Source organism: Sporofaciens sp. St.21A7 (genome assembly GCF_059728535.1).
Window position 1 is genome coordinate 3,571,340 of sequence record NZ_BAAGFN010000001.1, and the last position, 21,109, is coordinate 3,592,448.

The following is a 21,109-nucleotide window of genomic DNA, read 5'->3' on the forward strand; positions in this document are numbered from 1 at the left end:
ACCGATAACTGCTGATTATGCATGTTATCGGTTCAGCTTTTTCTAATACATTCTTATGACAAAAGATAGTAAAAACAGTTCAAATTTTTTATTGGGGAAATGTTACAATAACCGTCGTGCCTTTTCCAGCATGACTTTTTACATCAACTTTAGCATTATGGATTTTAGCGGCGTGTTTCACAATAGAAAGCCCAAGCCCGGTTCCCCCTACTGCCTTAGAATGGCTCTTATCAACACGATAGAAACGCTCAAAAATCCGCTCTTGATGTTCGGGTGCAATTCCTATCCCCGTGTCCTCCACTGATAAAACTACCATGCCGTTTTCATTCTGTATGTTCACCATTACTTTTCCGTTTTCATGGTTATACTTAATCGCATTGTCACAAAGATTATAAATCACACTGTATAAAAGCTGTGGTATGCCGTTAAGGGGAGCCGGAACGCCGGAAAGCTCCAATGCAACACATACGGTATCTGCCTCTGGCTCTAAGCTCTGTACCGCCTTTTCTGCCAATGTGTATAGGTCGATATTTTCTCTCTGCATATCGTCCGCACCTTCGTCAAGGTGCGAAAGACTGATAATGTCCTCCACAAGCCGTATCATTCGTCCGGCTTCATCATAAATCTTTCCGGCAAAGGGTATTTTATCATTCTCCTTTACCATATCGTTTTTCAAAAGCTCCGCATACCCGGAAACGGAGTGAAGCGGGGTTTTTAATTCATGGGACACATTAGCGGTAAATTCGCGCCGTATCTGTTCCGCTTTTTCTTTTTCTGTCACATTGAAAAAGAAAAGCGCGGCTCCTTTCACAATGTTTTCAGAAGTGATCGGGTCAGCGTCAATTTGATAGCTTTCTCCATGTAGCCGGATAATGTTTTCGCCCCGTTCTCCGTGCAAGGCTTTCGTAAGGATTTCCTGCAATTCAAGATTACGGCATAAGGACAGCATATCAGAACCGATACAGTCTGTGCCAGCGTCCAACAGTTTTCTTGCCGCAGGGTTTATACTGATAATTTTCCCTTTTTGATTTAGGAGAATCATGCCCTCATTCATGCTGCCGATAATCGTATTTAATTCATTCTCTTTTTGGAGAAGCTCGGCTTTCTGCCCCCGTAGCTGTCTTTGCTGGCTGTCAATACGCCGTAAAAAAGGGGAAAGCTCATCATAGCCCTCATTTGACAACGGATTATCAAGATCAATTTCATTTAATGGCTTTACTATTTTTTTTGAAACTTGAATAGCTAAAACAATGGAAAGAATCAGCGCGATCACAAATATAATGCAAATCGGCTGTGTCATACCTAAAAGGAGCGTCAAAATAGAATTTTGAGATATGGAAAGCCGTAATACAGTGCCATCATCAAGTTTCTGCGCGGAATAAAACGAACGCTCCATCAAAGTAGCAGAATACCGTTTACTTTCACCATAGCCCGAAGAAAGGGCTTCCCGCACTTCTTCCCGCTCTAAATGATTTTCCATTTCCGCAGTATCAGACGCACTATCAAAAATAACATTTCCCTCTGTATCAATCCATGATATACGATAATTTTTCACTTTCAAATCATGGAAATAATCAATGCCCTCATTTGTAACGCCCTGTGCGGCAAGGGTTGTCTGCATTTTTAGCTGTGTCTGTTCAACATTTGAAAAGTATTCATACAGAACACCCATGAACAGGACAACAGACGCAAGAAAAACAGTCAATGCGACAAGGCAGATTGAACGAAAAATTCGTTTCGTCATACTTCCCCCTCCATTCGATACCCAACTCCCCGTACCGTTTCAATATAGCTCCCACATTCGCCTAATTTTGTTCGGAGTGTTCCAATGTGAACATCTACGGTTCGGGTTTCTCCTATGTAGTCAATGCCCCATATCATTTCAAGAAGCTGATCGCGTGTAAACACCCGTCCGGGGTTTTCCATAAAAGTATGGAGCAGCTTATGTTCTTTCAGTGTCAACTGAACCCGTTCGTTGTTTACAAGTACAATATATGATTCCAAATTCAATTCTAAATTACCAATTTTTAGCTTTTTAGTTTCTTCTTTCGGACTTGTACGGCGCAATACCGCTTTCACACGGGAAATCATTTCCATCATGCCAAACGGCTTTGCAAGGTAATCATCAGCTCCCAAATCAAGCCCGGTTACTTTGTCGTATTCGGTTCCTTTGGCTGTCGCCATAATAACAGGAATATCCTCTGTCGTCCCCTGCATACGCAGCTTTTTCAATATGGAAATGCCATCTTCGCCGGGAAGCATTATATCAAGCATAATAAGCTGGGGTTTTTCTGTCTGCAAAGCGTCAAAAAGGGTGTCCGCGCCGTCAAAACCTTTTGCTTCAAATCCGGCAGAATTTAATGTGTATATCATCAGATCACGGATAGAGCTGTCGTCCTCAACACAATAAATCATGTAAATCTGCTCCTTTCTTTCCTGTGGCAATATTCCGAACTCAATCATACCATATTACCTATATTTCATCAATGGCGGTATGTTCACCCCTCTTTGTTCCCTGTGATTGAGAACAGAACCCATTTTGCAATATTGACCGCATGATCTCCGATACGTTCAAAATATTTTGCAATCATTAACAGGTCTATGGCATACTCACCGTCTGTTTCGGGCTTGCTGAAAAGTTCAATCAGCATTTTCTTCACCTTATCGAAAAAGGAATCCACCACATCATCATAATCTATCACGGCTTTCGCCATCTGCATATCCTTTTTCACAAAAGCGTCAATACTGTCCGTTACCATTTTAATGACAGCAACCGACATATCATGGATAACTTGTGTGTCGTCGGTGGCGTGGATATTGGCTAATGTGATAATTTCCGCTATGTCTGCGGATTGATCTCCGATTCTTGCCATATCTGTCACCATTTTCAGCGCGGACGATACAACCCTCAAATCTTTTGCCACGGGCTGCTGCTGTAAGAGTAGCTTTAGACACATAGTTTCAATTTCGCGCTCCTTGTGGTCTATCTGAACAGAGAGATCGGGAACAGCCTTTGCAAGCGCGGGATTCCCCTCTGTCAGAGCTTTTGCGGACATAGCAATCGCATTTTCACAAAAAGCCCCCATTGTAATCAACTCTTTATTTAATAAATCTAACTGTTCATCAAATTTTAGGCGCATTATCCAAACCTCCCCGTAATATAATCCTCTGTCCGCTTGTCCTGCGGCATGGAGAATAATTTTTCTGTTTCTCCAAACTCCACCATTTCCCCAAGCAGGAAAAACGCTGTCCTGTCGGAAATTCGGAGTGCTTGCTGCATATTATGTGTCACAATGACAATGGTATAGTCCTTTTTTAATTCTGCGGCAAGTTCCTCTACCTTTGCCGTAGAAATAGGGTCAAGTGCGCTGGTCGGTTCGTCCATCAACAAAACTTCCGGCTCCACTGCCAAAGCGCGGGCAATGCAAAGACGCTGCTGTTGACCGCCCGACATACCAAGCGCAGATTTTTTCAGCCTGTCTTTTACCTCGTCCCAAATTGCCGCCCCTTTTAAGGAACGCTCTACAATTTCGTCCAGCGCAGCTTTAGAACGGATACCATGCGTCCTTGCTCCAAAGGCAACATTGTCATAAATGCTCATAGGGAACGGATTCGGTTTTTGAAATACCATTCCCACACGTTTACGCAGTAGGTTAATATCCATATTTCCATAAATATCTTCACCGTCTAAACGGATAGTCCCTTTGATGTGGCAGCCCTCCACCAAGTCATTCATTCGGTTCAATGTTTTTAATAATGTCGATTTACCGCAGCCCGACGGTCCGATCAGCGCGGTAATTTCGTGTTCCTTAAACGCCACATTTATTTTTTTCAAGGCTTGAAAGTTTCCGTAGAATAAATCCAAATCCTCAACCACGATTTTATCCATCTGTGTTTTTACCTCCTATCTTTTTTGCCACAAACCCAGAAAGTGCATTTATCAGAATGACAACAACCAATAATACAACCGCAGTTGCGTAAGTCTGCTTGATATACAGTCCCTCACCCGAAATAGAATACATATGGACGGATAAAGTTCTTGCCGACGAAAAAATACTTGTTGCTATTTCTGCAACGGTTCCGGAAGTAAAGATCAGTGCCGCCGATTCCCCGACGATACGCCCGATTCCAAGAATAACGCCGGACAAGATACCCGGAACGGCGCAGGGCAGGACAATAGAGAATACGGTTCGTAGCTTTCCGGCTCCAAGCCCGAAGCTGCCCTCGCGGTAACTGTCGGGAACGCTTCGCAAGGCTTCTTCTGTTGTCCGCATAATAAGCGGCAAAATCATAATGCTTAATGTCAAAGCCCCGGACAGCAAAGACAACCCCAGCCCAAGATATTTCACGAAGAAAAGGGAACCGAACAGCCCATAAACGATTGACGGAATCCCGGACAATGTTTCAGCGGTAATACCTACGATATGAACCAGCTTATTTCCCCGTCTTGCGTATTCTGTCAGATAAATTGCAGCACCAATTCCTACGGGAACCGCAAACAGCAGGGAAAGCAGCATAATGAACAGTGTATTGATAAGTGCTGGAAGCAGGGACACATTTTCTGTTGTATATTTGCTGTCAAATAAATCCAGCGTTAAATTTGGAATCCCTTTTATCAATATGTATGCAATAATAAAAATAAGCGCAAGCATTGTAATCAATGCTGCAAGGCATACAGAAAGAAAGAGAACAAAAGATTTAGGGTCGCGTCTGTATGCGCACCATTTCCGTTTCAATTTTCCAACCATTTATTTCACCCTCCTTTTGAACAGGGAGAGGGACAGATTGATAATGAGAATGAAAACAAACAGGACAACAGCCGTACCAATTAACGCTTCACGGTGTAAATCCGTAGAATATCCCATTTCCAATACAATGTTTGTGGTCAGTGTCCGAACGCCGGAAAGCATACTGTCCGGGATAACCGCTTGATTTCCGGCAACCATCATAACCGCCATTGTTTCACCGACTGCCCGCCCAATCCCTAATACAACCCCTGCAAAAATACCGCTCTTTGCTGCGGGAAGAACCGTAAAAAATACACTTCTTTCATGGGAAGCTCCAAGAGCAAGCCCTCCCTCATAGTAACTTTCCGGGACAGCCCGGATTGAAGTTTCCGAAACGCTGATAATGGTAGGTAAAATCATCAGCCCCAGCAGGACAGAAGCAGTAAGTACACTCATACCGCGCCCGCCAAAGGCTTCCCGAATAAAAGGCACTAAGACTACCAATCCAAAAAAACCGTACACAACCGACGGAATCCCCGCCATTAGATTAACAGCAGCTTTCAAAGGCGCATAGATACTTCTCGGAGCAAATCTTGCCATGAATACCGCTGTCAATATTCCAATCGGTACGCCAATAATCAATGCTCCGGCAGTTACATAGAAAGAGCCGACGATCATAGGGAGAATCCCATAGAGATTATTTGCGGGTTTCCAGCTTGTACCCAGCAAAAATTTGAAAACGCCTATTTCTTTTATTGCAGGGATACCGCTTGCAAACAGGAATATGCAGATTAGAATTACCGCTGCAATGGAAACAAGGGCTGTCAAGAAAAAAAGCAGTTTCATCACTTTTTCTTTTATATTCTTCATAATCATGCTCCTTATTGAAAAGGGGCGGCGGCTTTCTTACCGCAGCCCCTTAAAATCCTACTGTGATATTTCACTCCAATGAACCACGTTACCCATAAAAATATCTTTTACCTGTTCACTTGTAAGGTTATTTATGGGACAGTCATTATTAACAATCACTGTAATACCGTCCATTGCAATTACGGTAGCGGTCAGTCCTTTTTCCATTTCGGAATCTTTCAGCTCACGGGAAGCCATACCTATATCGCAGGTTCCGTCTATCGTGTCAGACATACCAGTAGAAGAATCGCTTTGCTGTATCTCAATCGTAACGCCCGGATTTCTCTCAAGATAGGCTTCTTTGAGTTTTTCCATAACCGGGGTGACAGAGCTGGAACCCGCTACAATAATTTTGCCCGAATCCATTTCTCCGCTGTAACTTCCCGCATCAGATACAGAAATATATCCATTTTCCTCAATCACCGCTTGACCGTCCGCACTCATAATAAAGTCGATAAAATCCTGCGCCGTGTCACTCAAACCGTCTTTTGTTGCAATGTTAAAGGGACGCGCGATCTTATATGTACCATTTTTGATATTTTCAATCGTTGCTTCGCAGCCGTCGATCTGAATCGCCTTTACAGTATCATTCATGGAGCCAAGAGAAATATATCCGATAGAGTATAAATCCCCGGCAACCGTTGTCATCATAACAGACGTAGAATTTGTAACGGCGGCGGTGTCTGCTGTATAGTCGATTTTTTCTCCCGCTTCATTTTTCTGCTCGATTCCAAACAGCTCTATGAACGCGCCGCGTGTCCCCGAGCCATCTTCGCGGGTAAGTACATTGATCTCTCTTGCTGTGTCAAATTTGGCTGAATCGCCCTCGTTCTTATTACTGCACCCCGTTAATGCAGACAGCATTAGAACACTCATAAGGGCAAATGCCAAGTATTTTTTTGATGTTTTCATTTTTTGAATCTCCTTTGCTTTTTGTTTTTCTTGAAGTTTACAGCTATATCATACAGGACAAAAATCAAATCCAATATCGCGGCATTGTAAAATTGATGTAAAGTTTTTACAAGCCAAAAATGTCTTAATAAAATTTTAGAGGGGCATGTCATATTGCCCCTCTGTTTCTACTTTTTGAAATCTGTTTTGTTTGTGTGTCTGCATTTTCCCTTTGATAATTCTGTAACCGTTTGGATATGCTTTCTTCCTGATTTTGTGCTTTTTCCCCGTATTGTTCTTCCCATTGATCCGCTTTGACCCGATAATCGGCATTAGCTGTTTTAGAAACTGCAAAAACTTTGTAGAAATCATGCACCGTTTGGAATCCATATCGTTTGACTATCCCCGACAAACCGACTTTCAGAAGGTCTATTTCCTCGTTTTTGCGGTCAATCCTGCTTTGCAGTTCCCCTTTCTTTGTCAGTTTTGCGAGTCCTTTTAGGCTGTCACGCTCCAGTTCCAACTCATTGCGTTCCCTCTCTGCGTTAAAAATAATCCCGTTTTGGCGGTTTAGTTCCTTATAAATCTTTAGCAGTCTTGGATATTCTGCAGCTTCAGCGGACATAACAGGCTTGAGCGGTATCTGTGGTGTTTCCGGCTGTGCTGTCTGTGTTTTGGACTTCAACACTCGTTGTTGTATTGATAAATCGTCAGTCGATTCTTTATGGGTGATTTTTTCCTGCTTTGGTGTTTTATCCGTTTGCGGTATTATTTGTGTTGTTCTTTCCTCGCTTGGTTTGGCAATCAGCTGTAACGATTCTTTCTCAAAAAGCTTTGCAGACAATTCCCTCGCCTTATCCAATACTTTAGAAATCAGCAACGCCAGTACCATAACAGCAGTCATAATAATACTTTCCAGACGTTCCGGCTGGCTGCCAAATATATCAACGGATTCTCTGATGCGGTCAGTGATATATTTTTTCTTTATCTGTTGTATCTCCATTTCAGAAACACCGCTGACAATCGCCCTGTCTACTTCACAATTCCAGCGCATACGCATTTCGTTATCGGTCTGTATCTGTTCCGCTTTCGGGTTATTCTTCCCTATTTTTTTGGTGGTAAGATATAATCCGCTGCTGTCAAATACATGGAGTTTTTCTTTGTCATCTTTTACAAGAAGATTGATAAGGTCAGTATAGAAATGCTTTACCCCGTCAACAAAATCCTTATGCTTGAACAGTTTATTTTTGGCGGTAAAGAGAATGCGCTCATAGACTTCGCCTTTTTTCACAATCTTACAGCCTTTGCGGACGTCTCCGTTTTCGTCAAGTATCTCTTTTTTCGTGCGGACGTGTTTCCTGTTTTCGTCATAGAACATATTGCGTGTAGCAGTTTTTTCTATGGGTTCGGATAACAGTTCCCGTTCCGAAAAAATAAGGTGGATATGATAATTCGTCTTTCGCTTGTTATGGTGCAGTGCTGATACACACTCCACGCCATACTTTTCTTTAAAACGGTCTGTGAAAATCTGTAACAGCTTATCCGGCTCATAAAGGTTTGGAAATGATTCGGGCAGGGCAATGATAAATTCCCTCGCCTCTATACATTTTCCCTCTGTGCCGCTTTTTAGAAATTCCTGCTGATTGCATTTTGCAAGCTCCGTCCAGTAGCGTCGGTCTGTCGTTTCATAGACCGCATACAGGTTTTCCTGCTTTGCATGGCTGGATATATAAGTGATCCTGCCCCTGACATCGGGCAGCTTGCTCATGCGGATAAATGAATGTCTCTGTATTGTGCTTTGTCCTCCCTCCTGCAAATGGCAACGGGGATAGCAGCAGTGTCGGCATGACAGATTGTGAGCGGCAGCATAGGCGGCACGTTTGCGAACATATCCGCCTTATAGCGGTAATCACAAATGCGTCAGCATTTGTAATTCACGCTAGCGTGAATTTGCCCCCTGCAAGGGCGAAATCCCCATTGCATAAACGCAGTTTGTGCAATGGGTGTATTTCGCTCTCAAACGCCGAGGGCTTTAAGAGAAGAGAATCTCCCTTGAAACTGTTCGGATTATGCCGGTAAAATCAGCCTCTATGATAGCAAAAAATACTATCATCATGCCCAAAATGATGTCACTATGATAGCAAAAAGTGCTGTCGCTTATGATAGTAAAAAGTACAACCATGATAGTAGAAAGTGCAATCAGAAATATCAGTTGACTTTTTGCAGCCATCTTACATCACATTGAAAATACCTCCCGAAACATCAGTTGACTTTTTCAACTGAACATACCAAAATCAGTTGATTTTTTAAGTTGGTTTTCCAAAATGAACTTATTTTTTCAACTTGTTTTTGCCATTCCCCCAAATTTCCGCTTGTACCAAAAGGAAGCACATGATATAATCTATTTGCGTGTAGGTATATCATGGCTTCGGTCTGATACATACCTGAGGCGGTTTCGTAAGAAGCCGCCTTTTATACTGCTGATTTTCGTGTTACCGCTTTTACATCGCCCTTATCCCGCAGGTTCTTTCCCTCGTTCACTTCCATGAACTTTTCAAGAATATCGCTTTTGATAAGTATCTTTCGCCCGACTTTTAAGACTGGCAGTTTTCCCCATTCCACAAGGTTTCTCATGGTGTTCCTGCCGATTCCCGTATACTCAGACGCTTCCTCGATTGTCATTGCAATCTTCGTTTCTGTCATCAACTTCCCTCCTTTTGAATTGCATTACGCAATTTTGCGTATACTGATACTATACCGCTTTTATATTTCCTTGTCAAGCATTATGATAATGCAAAAATTATTTTTATATTGCATATTGCATTATTACTTTTTGTGTGGTATAGTATGAACATACCGACAAAGGAGGCGTATCAACATGAAAGACAAAGAATTGCGCAAGCTGATCGGTAGCAGGGCAAAACAGCGGAGGGTTGAGTTGGGATTAAACCAGCCTTATGTCGCAGAGAAGATGGGAGTAGCCACTTCCACAATCGTGCGTTATGAGGCAGGGACAATCGACAACACAAAGAAGCTGGTCTTGGAAGGTCTGTCAGAAACACTTCATGTGTCAGTGGAGTGGCTGAAAGGGGAAACAGAGGAGTATGAAACGGACATTACGGATAAAAGGGAATTATTCATTCGTGATGTGATGTCCTCCATTCTCTCAAAGTTACCTTTTGACATGGAACAGGCAGAGTCAGACTTTACAAAGGATTTACTGCTGCTGATGTTAAGGGAATATGAATTGTTCGTGGATTCGTTTCAGTTTGCCTGTAAGAATTTCAAGGACAATGCGGAAAATGCCGCGCTCGCACAAACAATGGGGTTTAAATCGAATAAGGAATATAACGAGATTATGTTCCTTCGGGAAATTACCCACACCGTAAATATGTTTAATGATATGGGCGACATTGTGAGACTCTATTCCAAAAATCCCGAAACAGCCACGACAAGGCTTGCAAATCTTCTTTCTATGGTATCGGGGGAAGAATCCGAATCGGTATAGCGGAACAATCGGAGTTATGATATACTTACACGCAGAAAGCATTTCATCAGTTCCGATTGCTCGTTATCGAAAGGAGAACGGATTATGGCAAAAGGTTCTGTAAGAAAAAAAGGAAAGAAATGGTACTACCGCTTCTATGTGGAGGACGCAAGCGGCAATTTGGTACAGAAAGAGTTTACGGGAACGGAAAGCAAGAGCGAGACGGAAAAGCTGTTAAGGCTGGCAATGGAGGATTACGAGGAAAAGAAATTCATTGCAAAGGCTGACAACATCACGCTTGGGGAACTGCTCGATATTTGGGCGGAGGAAGAATTGAAAGTCGGCACTCTCAGCAATGGTACGGTTGAGAATTACCTCGGCGCTATCCGCTGCATTAAGAAACATCCGATTGCTGACCGTAAACTGAAAACCGTAACAGCGGAACATTTGCAGACGTTCCTCGATTTACTTACTTTCGGCGGCACTTATCCCGACGGAACAGTAAAGAGAGGCATGAGCAAAGATTATATCCACTCTTTCTCAGCGGTTTTGCAGCAGTCATTCCGTTTTGCGGTATTCCCAAAGCAACTGATTACGTTCAATCCAATGCAGTACATCAAACTGAAACGCAAAGCTGAAGAAGTGGACTTGTTTTCAGAGGAAGATATGGGGCATACGGGAACACAACCTGTTTCCCATGAAGAATACGAAAAGCTGATTGCGTATTTGGAAAAGAAAAATCCCCCTGCGGTGCTGCCGATACAGATAGCTTATTATGCTGGTCTTAGGATTGGCGAAGTATGCGGGCTGACTTGGCAGGACGTCAAACTTGAGGAACAGTATCTTACAGTAAAGCGCAGTGTCCGTTATGACGGTGTAAAGCACAAAACGATTATCGGACCGACAAAACGCAAAAAAGTACGGACTGTTGATTTTGGGGATACTCTTACCGCTATTCTGAAAAAGGCAAGGAAAGAACAGCTTAAAAATCAGATGCAGTACGGGGAACTGTACCACCGCAACTACTACAAGGAAGTGCAGGATAAAAACAGGGTTTACTATGAGTATTACAGCTTGGAAAACACGCAGGATATTCCGGCGGATTACAACGAAATCTCATTTGTATGTTTAAGACCTGACGGCTGCCTTGAAACGCCGAGTACATTGAGTATCGTCTGCCGGACACTCGCAAAGAAACTGGACGGATTTGAGGGCTTTCACTTCCACCAGCTTCGGCATACTTATACAAGCAATCTGCTGTCAAACGGTGCAGCACCGAAAGATGTGCAGGAACTCTTGGGACACTCTGACGTGAGTACCACAATGAATGTGTATGCCCATGCCACAAGGGAGGCAAAGCGGACTTCCGCAAGGCTCTTGGATAAGGTGGCGGGCAACGATTAGATACATTCAAAAAAAACTTTCCCTTGTAAACTGCCCATAAGGGCAAAAACAAGGGAAAATACATATCAATTCACTGTATGAGGCTTAAAAAGCCTTGAAAAATAGGGAAAGTTCAAGAAATTCATCTGCAAATTCCGATTTGTTTCTTTATTTTCAGCATCCAGTATACCTCTCTGCTATATTTCGCATTCAATAAAAGTATACTATCCATACCTTACTGCAATATTACTGTTAGGCTACAATTTTGTAGGAATAGAAAAATCCAAGATAAACGGGATACCATTTTTCACCCCTAAAAGCGTATTATCCCCATGCTCTTCTTCCAGGCAGCTTCGTAGATTGCGAATTATGAAAGAATCCCGGATGGATTCAAACACTATTAATTTTCTCTTTCGCTCTCCTCTCCGCTTCCTCCAGCAGTTTCAATGCTATTGCCTGCTTCAAAACCTCATCCACATAACACTTCACATTTCCATCCGGCTCCCGCTCCTTCACTGTGGCGAGTTCATCCATATAGAAATCGTAATGTTTAAGAATCCGCTCCATTTCCCACTTCTCCCCGGCGACAGCTCCCTTGATCGTTTCATAATCCAGTAAAATCCGCTGATCGTCCATAACTCCGTACCTCCGGCTAATTGATTTCTTACAGCATACCATAACTTCATGAAAAAAGCACCCGCCATTCCTCACACTAACAGATGCTCTCATCCTTAATACACCTTATCAAAATATCCAATGAATATGGTCATCCGCAATAGCCCGTCCTTAATCGAAAAAGTCACATTCTCCAAGCAGGTATCCGTAATCCTCTTTTTCCTTTGGAACCACACGCTTTGGGATTTTATCCATTTCTTCTTTGTATGCCTGGAAGAATCCGATATCCTTCAATGTGTCTAAAAAGTCCTGTCCTTTCGCCTTATCACTTCTCTCCCGGAATTCCTCTCCGTAATCTTTCTCGTATACTACATTTTCCATGCTTCGCACCCTTTCCTGTAGAACAATTTATCACTACGGGTAGGATGTTATGATGTCTTGTTCTTTTCCTTCTCTGCATCTTTGATTCTGTAATAATCTTCCATATCCAGACTCAATTTCATATAAGTATCAGGTTTTAATTTTCGGTTGCTCAAGAGGCACACAGTTTCAACAGATATATGATGATTTCTAATAAGCGGTCTATTTTCATCACTGCTCTGCCATCCTTTCGTTTCTCTCAGATATGAATCTGGAATTTATCTCATATATCTAACCATTGAATAAAAGCTGTTTTATCTGTACAGTTATATCCCGCATTTTTATAAAACTCTAACGTCTTTTGTTCTTTTGAACCTGTCAGCAGCATCATCTTGTAGCAATTATTATTTACAGCTATGGTTTTTGCATAATTTAAGCATTCCGTAGCATAACCATGCCCTCTATAGTCTGCATGAGTAACAACATTTTCCACAAACGCATACGGATGTATGTTTCTTGTTAAATTTGGAATAATCACACAAACGCACGAAGAAACAATCTTTCCGTCAACAATATTTACAATAAGATGATGATTTTTATCTGCTATAATTTGATTCCAAATGACCGATAAATGTTCCGATTGTTCTGGAACAGTCTCTTCATGAAGATATAAATATAAATTCAGCACTTCCAGCAAATCTTCCTGTTTCGCTTCACGAATCATTCTTATTACCTCAACTCATTTAATTCCGTCATAAAATATTTAATCCATAAATTTCATTATAACGAAATTATTACATTCTGATTTCCGACTTAAAATACTGTTCCTGAAACTTTATCTGCTCCATGATTTCCTTCTCACTAAAAGAAAGATTTTCAGGTGCAACCACCCATTTTTCTTCAACATCATCCAATCGGTGTACAACCGCAGTAATCTTTCCTGTAAATTCTTTAACAGCTTCATTTACACCAACGATATAAGCATCCTGCTCCTCACCATCAGGAGCCATAATGCCTTCGATATATCCGTAGTTAACAGGATAATACAGGTCTTTATGTTCCGGATGATAACTTCCAAGCGGTCTGTCAACGATGACTTTTACAATCTCTCCAATCATTCCAGCCTCTTTTTCTGCAAAAACGTTCAAACCGTCTGATGCGTCTGTCCACATCGCGCTGCAGTGCCTTTGTCAGACGCAAGTCCGGCTCATACCAGATATTTTTTAGTTCCAGCTTTCCCTGCTTTTTATCATAAGCCATTTCTATCCTGCCTGCAAATCTGTCTCCATAGAGAATCGGCAAAACATAATAACCATATTTACGCTGCTGCTTCGGCGTATAGATTTCCCATTTATAAGAAAAATCAAAAACTGCTCCTATAAGCTTCCTGTCCCAGATCAGATTATCCAGCGGTGCAATAAATTCACAGCGCTTTTTCATCGGGGGATTTTTCAATATAAATTCTGCAAGTCCTGCATCCTCCCTGCGGCAATACAACGGCTCCCCAATCTCTTCCACTTTTACTTCAATAATCTTCTCTTCTTTTAACAGCATCTCGAATATAGCATTTCTCTGTGCAGCCTTAAGTCCCTGTATACCCAGCCATGCGTCAGAAGCACGGTTCCACAAAAGACCCACCGAACCAATGCGCTCTGACACCAGCCATTTTCTATAATCAAAATCCGAAGGAAAAGGCTCTGGTTGATTCAAAAACTCTGCCGGAATGCAATTTTCAATCAGATCATAATATTTCAGTGTTCCGCTCTTATGATGGATTCCCAGTTCTCCGACAAAATACATATGTTCCAACGCCGCTCTCGACAACCTGGTATCACTCCAATACCAGGAGACCTTTCCCGCTATGTCCAAATCTGCGCTGCACAGTGGTCCCCTCCGTGCAATTTCCTCACGCACCCGTTCCTGTACTTCCACAATTTCTGTATGGCTTCTCTCCCAGCTTCGGTGAGCCTGCCGCTCCCGGTCAAAATATTTCCAGTTCTCAATTGGAAGAATCGCAAGATTTTTATCAAAATAGTCCACCAGTTTCCGATCGATATATAAAAGCTCATAAAGCATCGTCTTTTGATAGTCTTTGATTCTGGACTGCAAAACCAGATCCGCATTTCTTCCACAGACATCCACCGGATCAAACTGAATGCATCCTGCCTGCCGGATAAAAGAAAGGATGCCTTCTTTTCCAACAAATTTATAATCCCCCAGCAAGCCATGCTTTAATAACAAAAACTGCCGCGCCTGTTTTTTCGTAAAATAAATTCTGTCCATTTGCCCTCCCACCGCTAATACAGAAAACGGCAGAACCCGTCATCATACTGCAGCAACAGAATTAATCCATAATGTTTCCTATTTCTTATTAAGAACCCAATAGTATTTATACTGAGTGCCATCATGTCCGGTCAGCGCCTGATCTGATTCTTCAAACCCCAGTACCGCCAATGCCTGAATACGTTCTTTTGCGGTTGGCACTGCTTTCGTTGCCAGCATCCGGCAGGAAAACATTTCAAACGCCGGAGTGCCTATCTGTTGTAAAATTTCCTTTATCACATCTGCTTTTTCGTAATCACTTCGCAGATCCAGACGCAGCAGCCCGCAGTCTTTGAAATAATCCTCAGAATCCCTGTGGAATAATTCAACCGTTCCTATAACTTCTTCCTCTTTATGGTTGAAAATACCCCATCTCACAAATCCTCTTCTTTCATACTCCCAAAGCCAATAGCTGACAGCCTCCCTCATTCTTTCCAAGGATGTATAATGGAAGTCATCCCCACCGCAATTATCACTATTGAAAAAAGGAACCGCCTTCCCGTCCGAATAAACCTTCAGTAAATCCTCCGCATCACTTTCTGCGACCAGACGTAAGCAGTATTTTCCATCGTCAAAAACCGGGCACTCCTGATACACGTCCTCAAAAGTTCCCTGATCTCCAAGTAACACTTTCACAAATTCACTCATCTTATGCTCCTCTCTTTTTTACCTTCCGCCATACGCGCAGAATACTCCATGTGCCATAGAACATCTCCATCCTACCATACTTCTGCGACAGCTATATGTCGTAATTAGATAAAAATTTTTGAGCAGTCTCGATCAGTTCATTTCGGCAGGCTTCCGGAGAAATGACTTCCACACGGTTTCCCATACTCAAAAGCAGGGCTTTCCACGAGCGTTCTCCAGGCGGAACCTGAATCCATATTCTTGATTTTTCCTCCGACCATTCTTCTATTTGGCTGTCCGGAAAGTACTCTTCCATCAGGCACGTATCTTTCTTATCAAACGCTACCTCCAGTGTAATACAAGTTTCACCATATGCCCTGTCTGACTGCTCCATAAGCTCCTTTACCGCCGGATGCTTTCTGTCAGACTTTTCCGATGTAATTTGAGGCTTGCGGATTCGTGCAACTTTAAAGGTACGATACGCCTCCTGTGGAACAGACCATGCAAATAAATACCATGAATACCATTTATACTGGATAGCAAGAGGTTCAACCAACCGCTGTGTTTCTTTTCCCTGCGCATCCCTGTAGAAAAAATCAACCAGTGCCTTTGTCTCAATTGCCCGTTTCAGCATCTGATTCACTTTTTGCACCTGTTGATTCTCCATGGCGATTCCAAAATCAAAAAAGATACTCTGTTCCTGATCCCTGTCCAAAAGTGCATGATACTTTTCAATTAAACCTGCCAGCGTTTCATTTGCATATGAGGTTGCCAGGCTTTCCAGTGCCTGCTGAATCAACTGCTGTTCTTCCTGGTGGATATTGCAGTTTCTAACCTTATACGACGGCAAAATGGAGTATCCTCCACCCTTTCCCTGATTGGAATATACAGGAATCCCTGCTTCTGCAATACTGACCATGTCTCTCTGTATGGTGCGAACAGAAACATGGAGCCGTTCTGCCAGGTCTCTGGCGGATACATTCTCATGATTCAAAAGATAAATGACAATTTTCAACAGTCTGTCTATTTTCATTTGAACAGCTCTCCCTAATGATATCGATTCGCAGTTTTTGTTTTAGCCCAATCAACTGTAATTTTAATGTTTGTCATTTTTCTTCAGTCTTATTTTGCCTGTTACTTTTTCTACTACCAGTTTAAAAACTTTTGTACGGGGCATTACTGCCTTATTGAACGAAAATTCTTCTTGACCATAATGCTTCATCAAAATATATAAAGCATTGCACTTTTCATCATCAGAAAGCATTTCAACACGCCCTTGTCCAATAACACTCTCATATTCCATTGTGCAACTTCCGTGTTCAACCTCTGTCACTAATTTATGTTCACAATCCATTTCAAAACTGGCTCTATTGTCCTTTTCAATTAAATCATATTTTGTACCCTCCATAGCTCCATGAAAATACAACTCGATTTTACCTTTTTTTATACACATTCCAAAATTAAGTGGTAATATATATGGGTAGCCATTATTATTTAAGGCAATTCGGCATACATCACATTTTTCCATGATAGCTACAATATCTTCAAACTCTTTTACTTCCCTATCTGAACGACGCATTTTTACCTCCCTACTACAATAATAACTTCTCGGAATCTTCAGCCCTTACTTTATAAGGCTTTCAGACCCTTGCTTCAAAAAATCACCCACTTTTTTTGCAAAAACACTTGACAAACCAGTCAAAAAATGCGGCGCTTCGCGCCCTTGATCAATAAGTACATTTTTTGATTGGAGGCGATTTTTGATGTTACCTTGTAATCCTGGCGGTCATGCCGCCTTTCAGGATACTTTCGTATCCCAGTTCCTTAAATTTTACCCGGATCCCTTTGCGCTTCCCAAAAGCACTTGGGATTATATCGTGCAGTTCTGATATCTCGATCTTTCCAAGACTGATTCTATCATGCAGGATTGTTACTCTGTTTTTGGCCCGGAACCCAGGCTCCCTTCCTGCATGCTGCGCTCCTACCTGCTTGCTTTGAAGCTGAAAGTCTCTTCCATCACTGTCTGGTGCCGCATGCTTAAGGAAACTCCCCTTTATGCCATCCTCAGCGGTTTCTCTTTCGGTGATACCCCTGGTGTCGGTACTTTTTATGATTTCTTTTCCCGCATCTGGCAGCATGACTCCAGCAACCTTTCCCCGAAAGACCGCTTCCCTAAGATAAAGAAAACTCCCAAAGGCAAAAAGAAAGGCGATAAGACTCCCTGCGACTCTTCCAGCACGGCTTCCAAACTCCTTCCCCTGCTGGAACGCTGGCATCTGAAACCGGATAACCCTTTTTCCCTTGTTTTCCGGCTCTATCAGCAGCAGTTCCTGGACCTTTCTATCCGCAATGGGCTGATCGACTCAGACCGTCTGGCTCTTGCCGGTGACGGCACCCCTGTCCGTACTGCCGCACAGCAACGAAAAAAGCGTATCTGCGATTGTAAGGAAAAAGGCTGTCCTTCCTGTAACTGTAAGCGCCATTACTCCCAGCCTGACTGTAACTGGGGATGGGACTCCCACCGGGAATGCTATTTCTTCGGCTACCACCTCTACATGTATGTGGCTTCCGATTCCTATAGCGACCTCCCTGTATTTCCACTTTTGGAACGGGCTTCCCGGCATGACATGCTTTCCTTTCTCCATTCCTTTTTCACAATGAAAGCATACCTTCCGGAATTCCGTATTGAAAAACTCCTTCTGGATTCTGCCCATGACGCTTGCCCTGTTTATGAATACTGCACACGGGAAAACATCACGCCGTTTATCGACCTCAACCCCGGACATACCGGGCATTTTACCTATAAGGACGATTTCACAATCGATGACGATGGGATCCCTGTCTGTAAGTTGGGCTTACGTATGCATAAAGATGGATATGAAGCTGCCAAACACCGGGCGAAATACCGATGCCCAAAAGCCAACCGAAAACGGGGCTGCTTCTGTGAGCATCCCTGTTCACCGGCTAAATACGGCAGGACCGTACATATCTTTACCGATGACAATCCAAGGTTATTTAACATACCGCCAAGGGACTCTAAAGCATGGGAAAAGGAATATGACAGAAGGACTTCCGTGGAACGCTCCAACAAGCGCGAGAAAGAGGACTATAAATTAGAAGACGGCAGGCACCGATCTACGAAGATGTGGTACTGCCGCCTCTACGGCATCATGATGCTACAACACCTTGATGCCTGGGAAATGCCATCGATTAAGGCATTTCAAGAATCATTATTAGGATTAGCCGCCTAATAATGATATCTTAAGCGATCCCATAAGATTTTTCAAGGCATAGTACCCGCTATGTCCAATGTTTATGTCCATTTTTCTCAAACTTCTTTTCCTGCACGATATTCAGTTGTCAATTTTCGGTTGGAATCTCATTCATTGAGATTCCGAGAAGTTATAATATTGCAAATACCGATTTGTTTATTCGTCCCATGTATTATCTGTTTAGAAGTTTTGTCAAATCCTCAATAGAAGCGTCCATTTTCACAGAAACTTCTTCCATAGTCATGCCGGAAGCAAGAAAACGCTTTATCACCATTTTCATATCCTCGCCAACCTCAATGATGTGTCCGTCCAAATCGTAAAACCGAATCACCCGCTGGCCCCAACTATGCTCGATCACTTCTCCCAGATATTCAATATCCGGGTATTCTTTCAACTTGTTCAGAAAACCGTCAAAATCCTCTTCTTCAAAACACAGTTCCATATTATTGGGTTTTGTCAATACACTTTCTTTTGATAAATGAACAAGCCAATCAAAATCCTGCTGTAAAGCTAAACCACAGGTAAAAGCTATATTTCTTCCATAATCCTGAAATACTTCCAATCCGAATAAATCCTCATAAAACTTTCTTGCAGCGTTGATGTCTGCTACCGATATAACCGTACAATTGTATTTCATGTAAGTTTTCCTTTCTTAGAGATTATTTTTTCTTCCGGAGCTTTAGTTCAATATTCTTTGGCTTTGCTGCGTTTTGAAACACCCCCGCAGCATAAGAACTTTTTTCTTTGAGTGTCAATCTTTCCAGTTCCGAATTACCCTTGATTTGCAAAAGTATCCCATTTATTTCCTGCAATTCCAAAAGATTGACCGCCACACAAAAAAGAGTCTTTTTCCTGCCATCGTTATAGTTGGCTAACAGTAAATTCAATAATTCTGTCTTTTCTGTCTGCTCCGCATTGTATGCTTCGATTCCTATCTCTCTTGCTTTTTTCAAATCAGCTTTTCGGTTACTGTGTGTAATGAATGAATCAAATTCATCTATATGCTCATACTTCTCACAGGGGTACTCTCTGCACCGAAAACAATATTCCACACCATCATGTTCTAAACTACACTTTGCAATTTTGCAGGATTGATTACCCTCTCCGCCACCGCAGCCGGGACAATATTTATTTAAGTGCATAGGACATAATCCGCAGTTCAAACCACAAAGAGAAAATAGCTGATTGTCCCTATGGAAACCTTTCATACGCTGTACCTCAAATCTCAAATTTTAATCTGGCAGACTAAAAATCTACACAAATTGTTTTATTAAGTTCAACCATTCCTTATTCATATTCAATTCCCTCTCAAATTCGAAGTTAGCAAATAATTTCCTGACGTTCTCCCTGAATCCATACAATTTGCCCATCAGACAATTTTATCGAATCGTTATTAGTTATTTCCCCGCAAGGATTTCCTATTTCAACGTGTGGTATCAGCGGATTTGTTAAATAGCCTAATCCATCAGCAAAGTTTCCTGCGGCAATCATACTTCCTGCACTAATCCCCAGATATACCAACCCATTCTCTATTGCCTGTTTTAAAGGTTTTGAAAACCCTGTTCTGTTTACTTCGTTCAGAAGCACTGAGGCATTGCCACCGCAAAAAACAATTGTGTCATATTGAGAAAGTTCTTCAACATTCATTAATCGAATCTGTGTGGGTATATCATCAACATAACTTGAATATGTCCTTTTGTATCCGTCGGAGAGCAGAAGTGCTAAATCATATAAAAAGATATTACTTATAGGTATACCCATACTCATAAGTCGCTCCAAGCATATTACAATACCTTCTCTTGCGGCATCATTTTCAATTGCAGCAGATGGAACAAAAATCACTTTTGTATTTTGAGGTTCTTTGCCGATGCATTCCCAAAATAACTTAGTAGTACTTTCATTCAAACCACTTGAACTTAAAAAAAGTGTTCTCATTAACTTTCTCACCTCTGATTACATAAATTCCGATTTGTTTCTTTATTTTTAGCATCCAGTATACCTCTCTGCTATATTTCGCATTCAATAAAAGTATACTATCCATACCTTACTGCAATATTACTGTTAGGCTACAATTTTGTAGGAATAGAAAAATCCAAGATAAACGAGATACCATTTTTCACCCCTAAAAGCGTATTATCCCCATGCTCTTCTTCCAGGCAGCTTCGTAGATTGCGAATTATGAAAGAATCCCGGATGGATTCAAACACTATTAATTTTCTCTTTCGCTCTCCTCTCCGCTTCCTCCAGCAGTTTCAATGCTATTGCCTGCTTCAAAACCTCATCCACATAACACTTCACATTTCCATCCGGCTCCCGCTCCTTCACTGTGGCGAGTTCATCCATATAGAAATCGTAATGTTTAAGAATCCGCTCCATTGCCCACTTCTCCCCGACGACAGCTCCCTTGATCGTTTCATAATCCAGTAAAATCCGCTGATCGTCCATAACTCCGTACCTCCGGCTAATTGATTTCTTACAGCATACCATAACTTCATGAAAAAAGCACCCGCCATTCC

Annotated in this window: 24 protein-coding genes; 3 read left to right on the plus strand and 21 right to left on the minus strand. The window is 42.1% G+C overall.

Annotated elements, in window-relative coordinates; all coding sequences use genetic code 11:
- Positions 1-88: 88 nt before the first annotated feature.
- The 9 genes from AC6I3O_RS17745 to AC6I3O_RS17785 form a co-directional block, all read right to left on the minus strand.
- Positions 89-1,744, minus strand: coding sequence for a sensor histidine kinase (locus tag AC6I3O_RS17745; protein WP_497852007.1), 1,656 nt, complete (start codon positions 1,742-1,744; stop codon positions 89-91).
- Positions 1,741-2,415, minus strand: a complete 675-nt coding sequence (locus AC6I3O_RS17750) for a winged helix-turn-helix domain-containing protein (RefSeq protein ID WP_497852008.1) — start codon at positions 2,413-2,415, stop codon at positions 1,741-1,743. The genes AC6I3O_RS17745 and AC6I3O_RS17750 overlap by 4 nt, the downstream gene beginning before the upstream one ends.
- Before the next feature lie 83 nt (positions 2,416-2,498).
- On the minus strand, positions 2,499-3,140 hold the full coding sequence (gene phoU / locus AC6I3O_RS17755) for a phosphate signaling complex protein PhoU (protein ID WP_004071611.1): 642 nt from the start codon (positions 3,138-3,140) through the stop codon (positions 2,499-2,501).
- Complete coding sequence (gene pstB, locus AC6I3O_RS17760; protein ID WP_004071609.1) at positions 3,140-3,889, minus strand: phosphate ABC transporter ATP-binding protein PstB; 750 nt, start codon at positions 3,887-3,889, stop codon at positions 3,140-3,142. The genes phoU and pstB overlap by 1 nt, the downstream gene beginning before the upstream one ends.
- Positions 3,882-4,748, minus strand: a complete 867-nt coding sequence (pstA, locus tag AC6I3O_RS17765) for a phosphate ABC transporter permease PstA (RefSeq protein WP_016221935.1) — start codon at positions 4,746-4,748, stop codon at positions 3,882-3,884. The genes pstB and pstA overlap by 8 nt, the downstream gene beginning before the upstream one ends.
- Complete coding sequence (pstC, locus tag AC6I3O_RS17770) at positions 4,749-5,597, minus strand: phosphate ABC transporter permease subunit PstC (RefSeq protein WP_016221934.1); 849 nt, start codon at positions 5,595-5,597, stop codon at positions 4,749-4,751.
- A 57-nt stretch (positions 5,598-5,654) separates the two neighbouring features.
- Positions 5,655-6,548: a substrate-binding domain-containing protein gene (locus AC6I3O_RS17775; RefSeq protein WP_497852009.1), complete on the minus strand. Its 894-nt coding sequence runs from the start codon at positions 6,546-6,548 to the stop codon at positions 5,655-5,657.
- Positions 6,549-6,696: 148 nt separating this feature from the next.
- On the minus strand, positions 6,697-8,295 hold the full coding sequence (locus AC6I3O_RS17780) for a MobA/MobL family protein (RefSeq protein WP_497852010.1): 1,599 nt from the start codon (positions 8,293-8,295) through the stop codon (positions 6,697-6,699).
- Between the two features lie 704 nt (positions 8,296-8,999).
- Positions 9,000-9,230: a helix-turn-helix domain-containing protein gene (locus AC6I3O_RS17785; RefSeq protein WP_334637032.1), complete on the minus strand. Its 231-nt coding sequence runs from the start codon at positions 9,228-9,230 to the stop codon at positions 9,000-9,002.
- Positions 9,231-9,405: 175 nt separating this feature from the next.
- On the opposite strand from AC6I3O_RS17785, the gene AC6I3O_RS17790 reads away from it, so the two are divergent.
- Positions 9,406-10,035, plus strand: coding sequence for a helix-turn-helix domain-containing protein (locus AC6I3O_RS17790; RefSeq protein ID WP_497852011.1), 630 nt, complete (start codon positions 9,406-9,408; stop codon positions 10,033-10,035).
- An 84-nt stretch (positions 10,036-10,119) separates the two neighbouring features.
- A complete protein-coding gene (locus AC6I3O_RS17795; RefSeq protein WP_497852012.1) occupies positions 10,120-11,418 on the plus strand; it encodes a tyrosine-type recombinase/integrase in 1,299 nt (432 codons plus the stop codon).
- Positions 11,419-11,787: 369 nt separating this feature from the next.
- On the opposite strand, the gene AC6I3O_RS17800 is transcribed toward AC6I3O_RS17795, so the two are convergent.
- From AC6I3O_RS17800 to AC6I3O_RS17835, 8 genes are all read right to left on the minus strand, one after another.
- Entirely contained in the window at positions 11,788-12,033 is a 246-nt protein-coding gene (locus tag AC6I3O_RS17800) for a helix-turn-helix domain-containing protein (protein WP_497852013.1), read from the minus strand.
- 150 nt (positions 12,034-12,183) lie between these two features.
- Entirely contained in the window at positions 12,184-12,393 is a 210-nt protein-coding gene (locus AC6I3O_RS17805; RefSeq protein WP_115624789.1) for a hypothetical protein, read from the minus strand.
- 262 nt (positions 12,394-12,655) lie between these two features.
- Positions 12,656-13,096, minus strand: coding sequence for a GNAT family N-acetyltransferase (locus tag AC6I3O_RS17810; RefSeq protein ID WP_115624788.1), 441 nt, complete (start codon positions 13,094-13,096; stop codon positions 12,656-12,658).
- Positions 13,097-13,166: 70 nt separating this feature from the next.
- Positions 13,167-13,490, minus strand: coding sequence for an inorganic pyrophosphatase (locus AC6I3O_RS17815; RefSeq protein WP_115624787.1), 324 nt, complete (start codon positions 13,488-13,490; stop codon positions 13,167-13,169).
- Positions 13,459-14,655 carry a winged helix-turn-helix domain-containing protein gene (locus tag AC6I3O_RS17820; protein ID WP_289395362.1) on the minus strand — a complete coding sequence of 399 codons (1,197 nt, stop codon included), beginning with the start codon at positions 14,653-14,655 and terminating at the stop codon, positions 13,459-13,461. The genes AC6I3O_RS17815 and AC6I3O_RS17820 overlap by 32 nt, the downstream gene beginning before the upstream one ends.
- 78 nt (positions 14,656-14,733) lie before the next feature.
- Positions 14,734-15,342, minus strand: coding sequence for a GNAT family N-acetyltransferase (locus AC6I3O_RS17825; RefSeq protein WP_289395363.1), 609 nt, complete (start codon positions 15,340-15,342; stop codon positions 14,734-14,736).
- Between the two features lie 91 nt (positions 15,343-15,433).
- Positions 15,434-16,354, minus strand: a complete 921-nt coding sequence (locus AC6I3O_RS17830) for a helix-turn-helix transcriptional regulator (RefSeq protein WP_289395364.1) — start codon at positions 16,352-16,354, stop codon at positions 15,434-15,436.
- A 63-nt stretch (positions 16,355-16,417) separates the two neighbouring features.
- The gene (locus AC6I3O_RS17835) at positions 16,418-16,900 is read right to left on the minus strand and encodes a pyridoxamine 5'-phosphate oxidase family protein (RefSeq protein ID WP_289395365.1); all 483 of its coding nucleotides are present in this window, start codon (positions 16,898-16,900) and stop codon (positions 16,418-16,420) included.
- Between the two features lie 340 nt (positions 16,901-17,240).
- Between AC6I3O_RS17835 and AC6I3O_RS17840 the strand changes: the two genes are divergently transcribed.
- The gene (locus AC6I3O_RS17840; protein ID WP_497852014.1) at positions 17,241-18,572 is read left to right on the plus strand and encodes a hypothetical protein; all 1,332 of its coding nucleotides are present in this window, start codon (positions 17,241-17,243) and stop codon (positions 18,570-18,572) included.
- A 193-nt stretch (positions 18,573-18,765) separates the two neighbouring features.
- Here AC6I3O_RS17840 and AC6I3O_RS17845 read toward each other — a convergent pair whose 3' ends face one another.
- The 4 genes from AC6I3O_RS17845 to AC6I3O_RS17860 form a co-directional block, all read right to left on the minus strand.
- Positions 18,766-19,230, minus strand: coding sequence for a VOC family protein (locus AC6I3O_RS17845; RefSeq protein ID WP_115624782.1), 465 nt, complete (start codon positions 19,228-19,230; stop codon positions 18,766-18,768).
- Between the two features lie 22 nt (positions 19,231-19,252).
- Entirely contained in the window at positions 19,253-19,801 is a 549-nt protein-coding gene (locus AC6I3O_RS17850; protein ID WP_390427546.1) for a DUF3795 domain-containing protein, read from the minus strand.
- Positions 19,802-19,913: 112 nt separating this feature from the next.
- The gene (locus tag AC6I3O_RS17855; RefSeq protein ID WP_257465756.1) at positions 19,914-20,528 is read right to left on the minus strand and encodes a Type 1 glutamine amidotransferase-like domain-containing protein; all 615 of its coding nucleotides are present in this window, start codon (positions 20,526-20,528) and stop codon (positions 19,914-19,916) included.
- A 264-nt stretch (positions 20,529-20,792) separates the two neighbouring features.
- Positions 20,793-21,038: a helix-turn-helix domain-containing protein gene (locus tag AC6I3O_RS17860; RefSeq protein WP_497852015.1), complete on the minus strand. Its 246-nt coding sequence runs from the start codon at positions 21,036-21,038 to the stop codon at positions 20,793-20,795.
- Positions 21,039-21,109 lie beyond the last annotated feature (71 nt).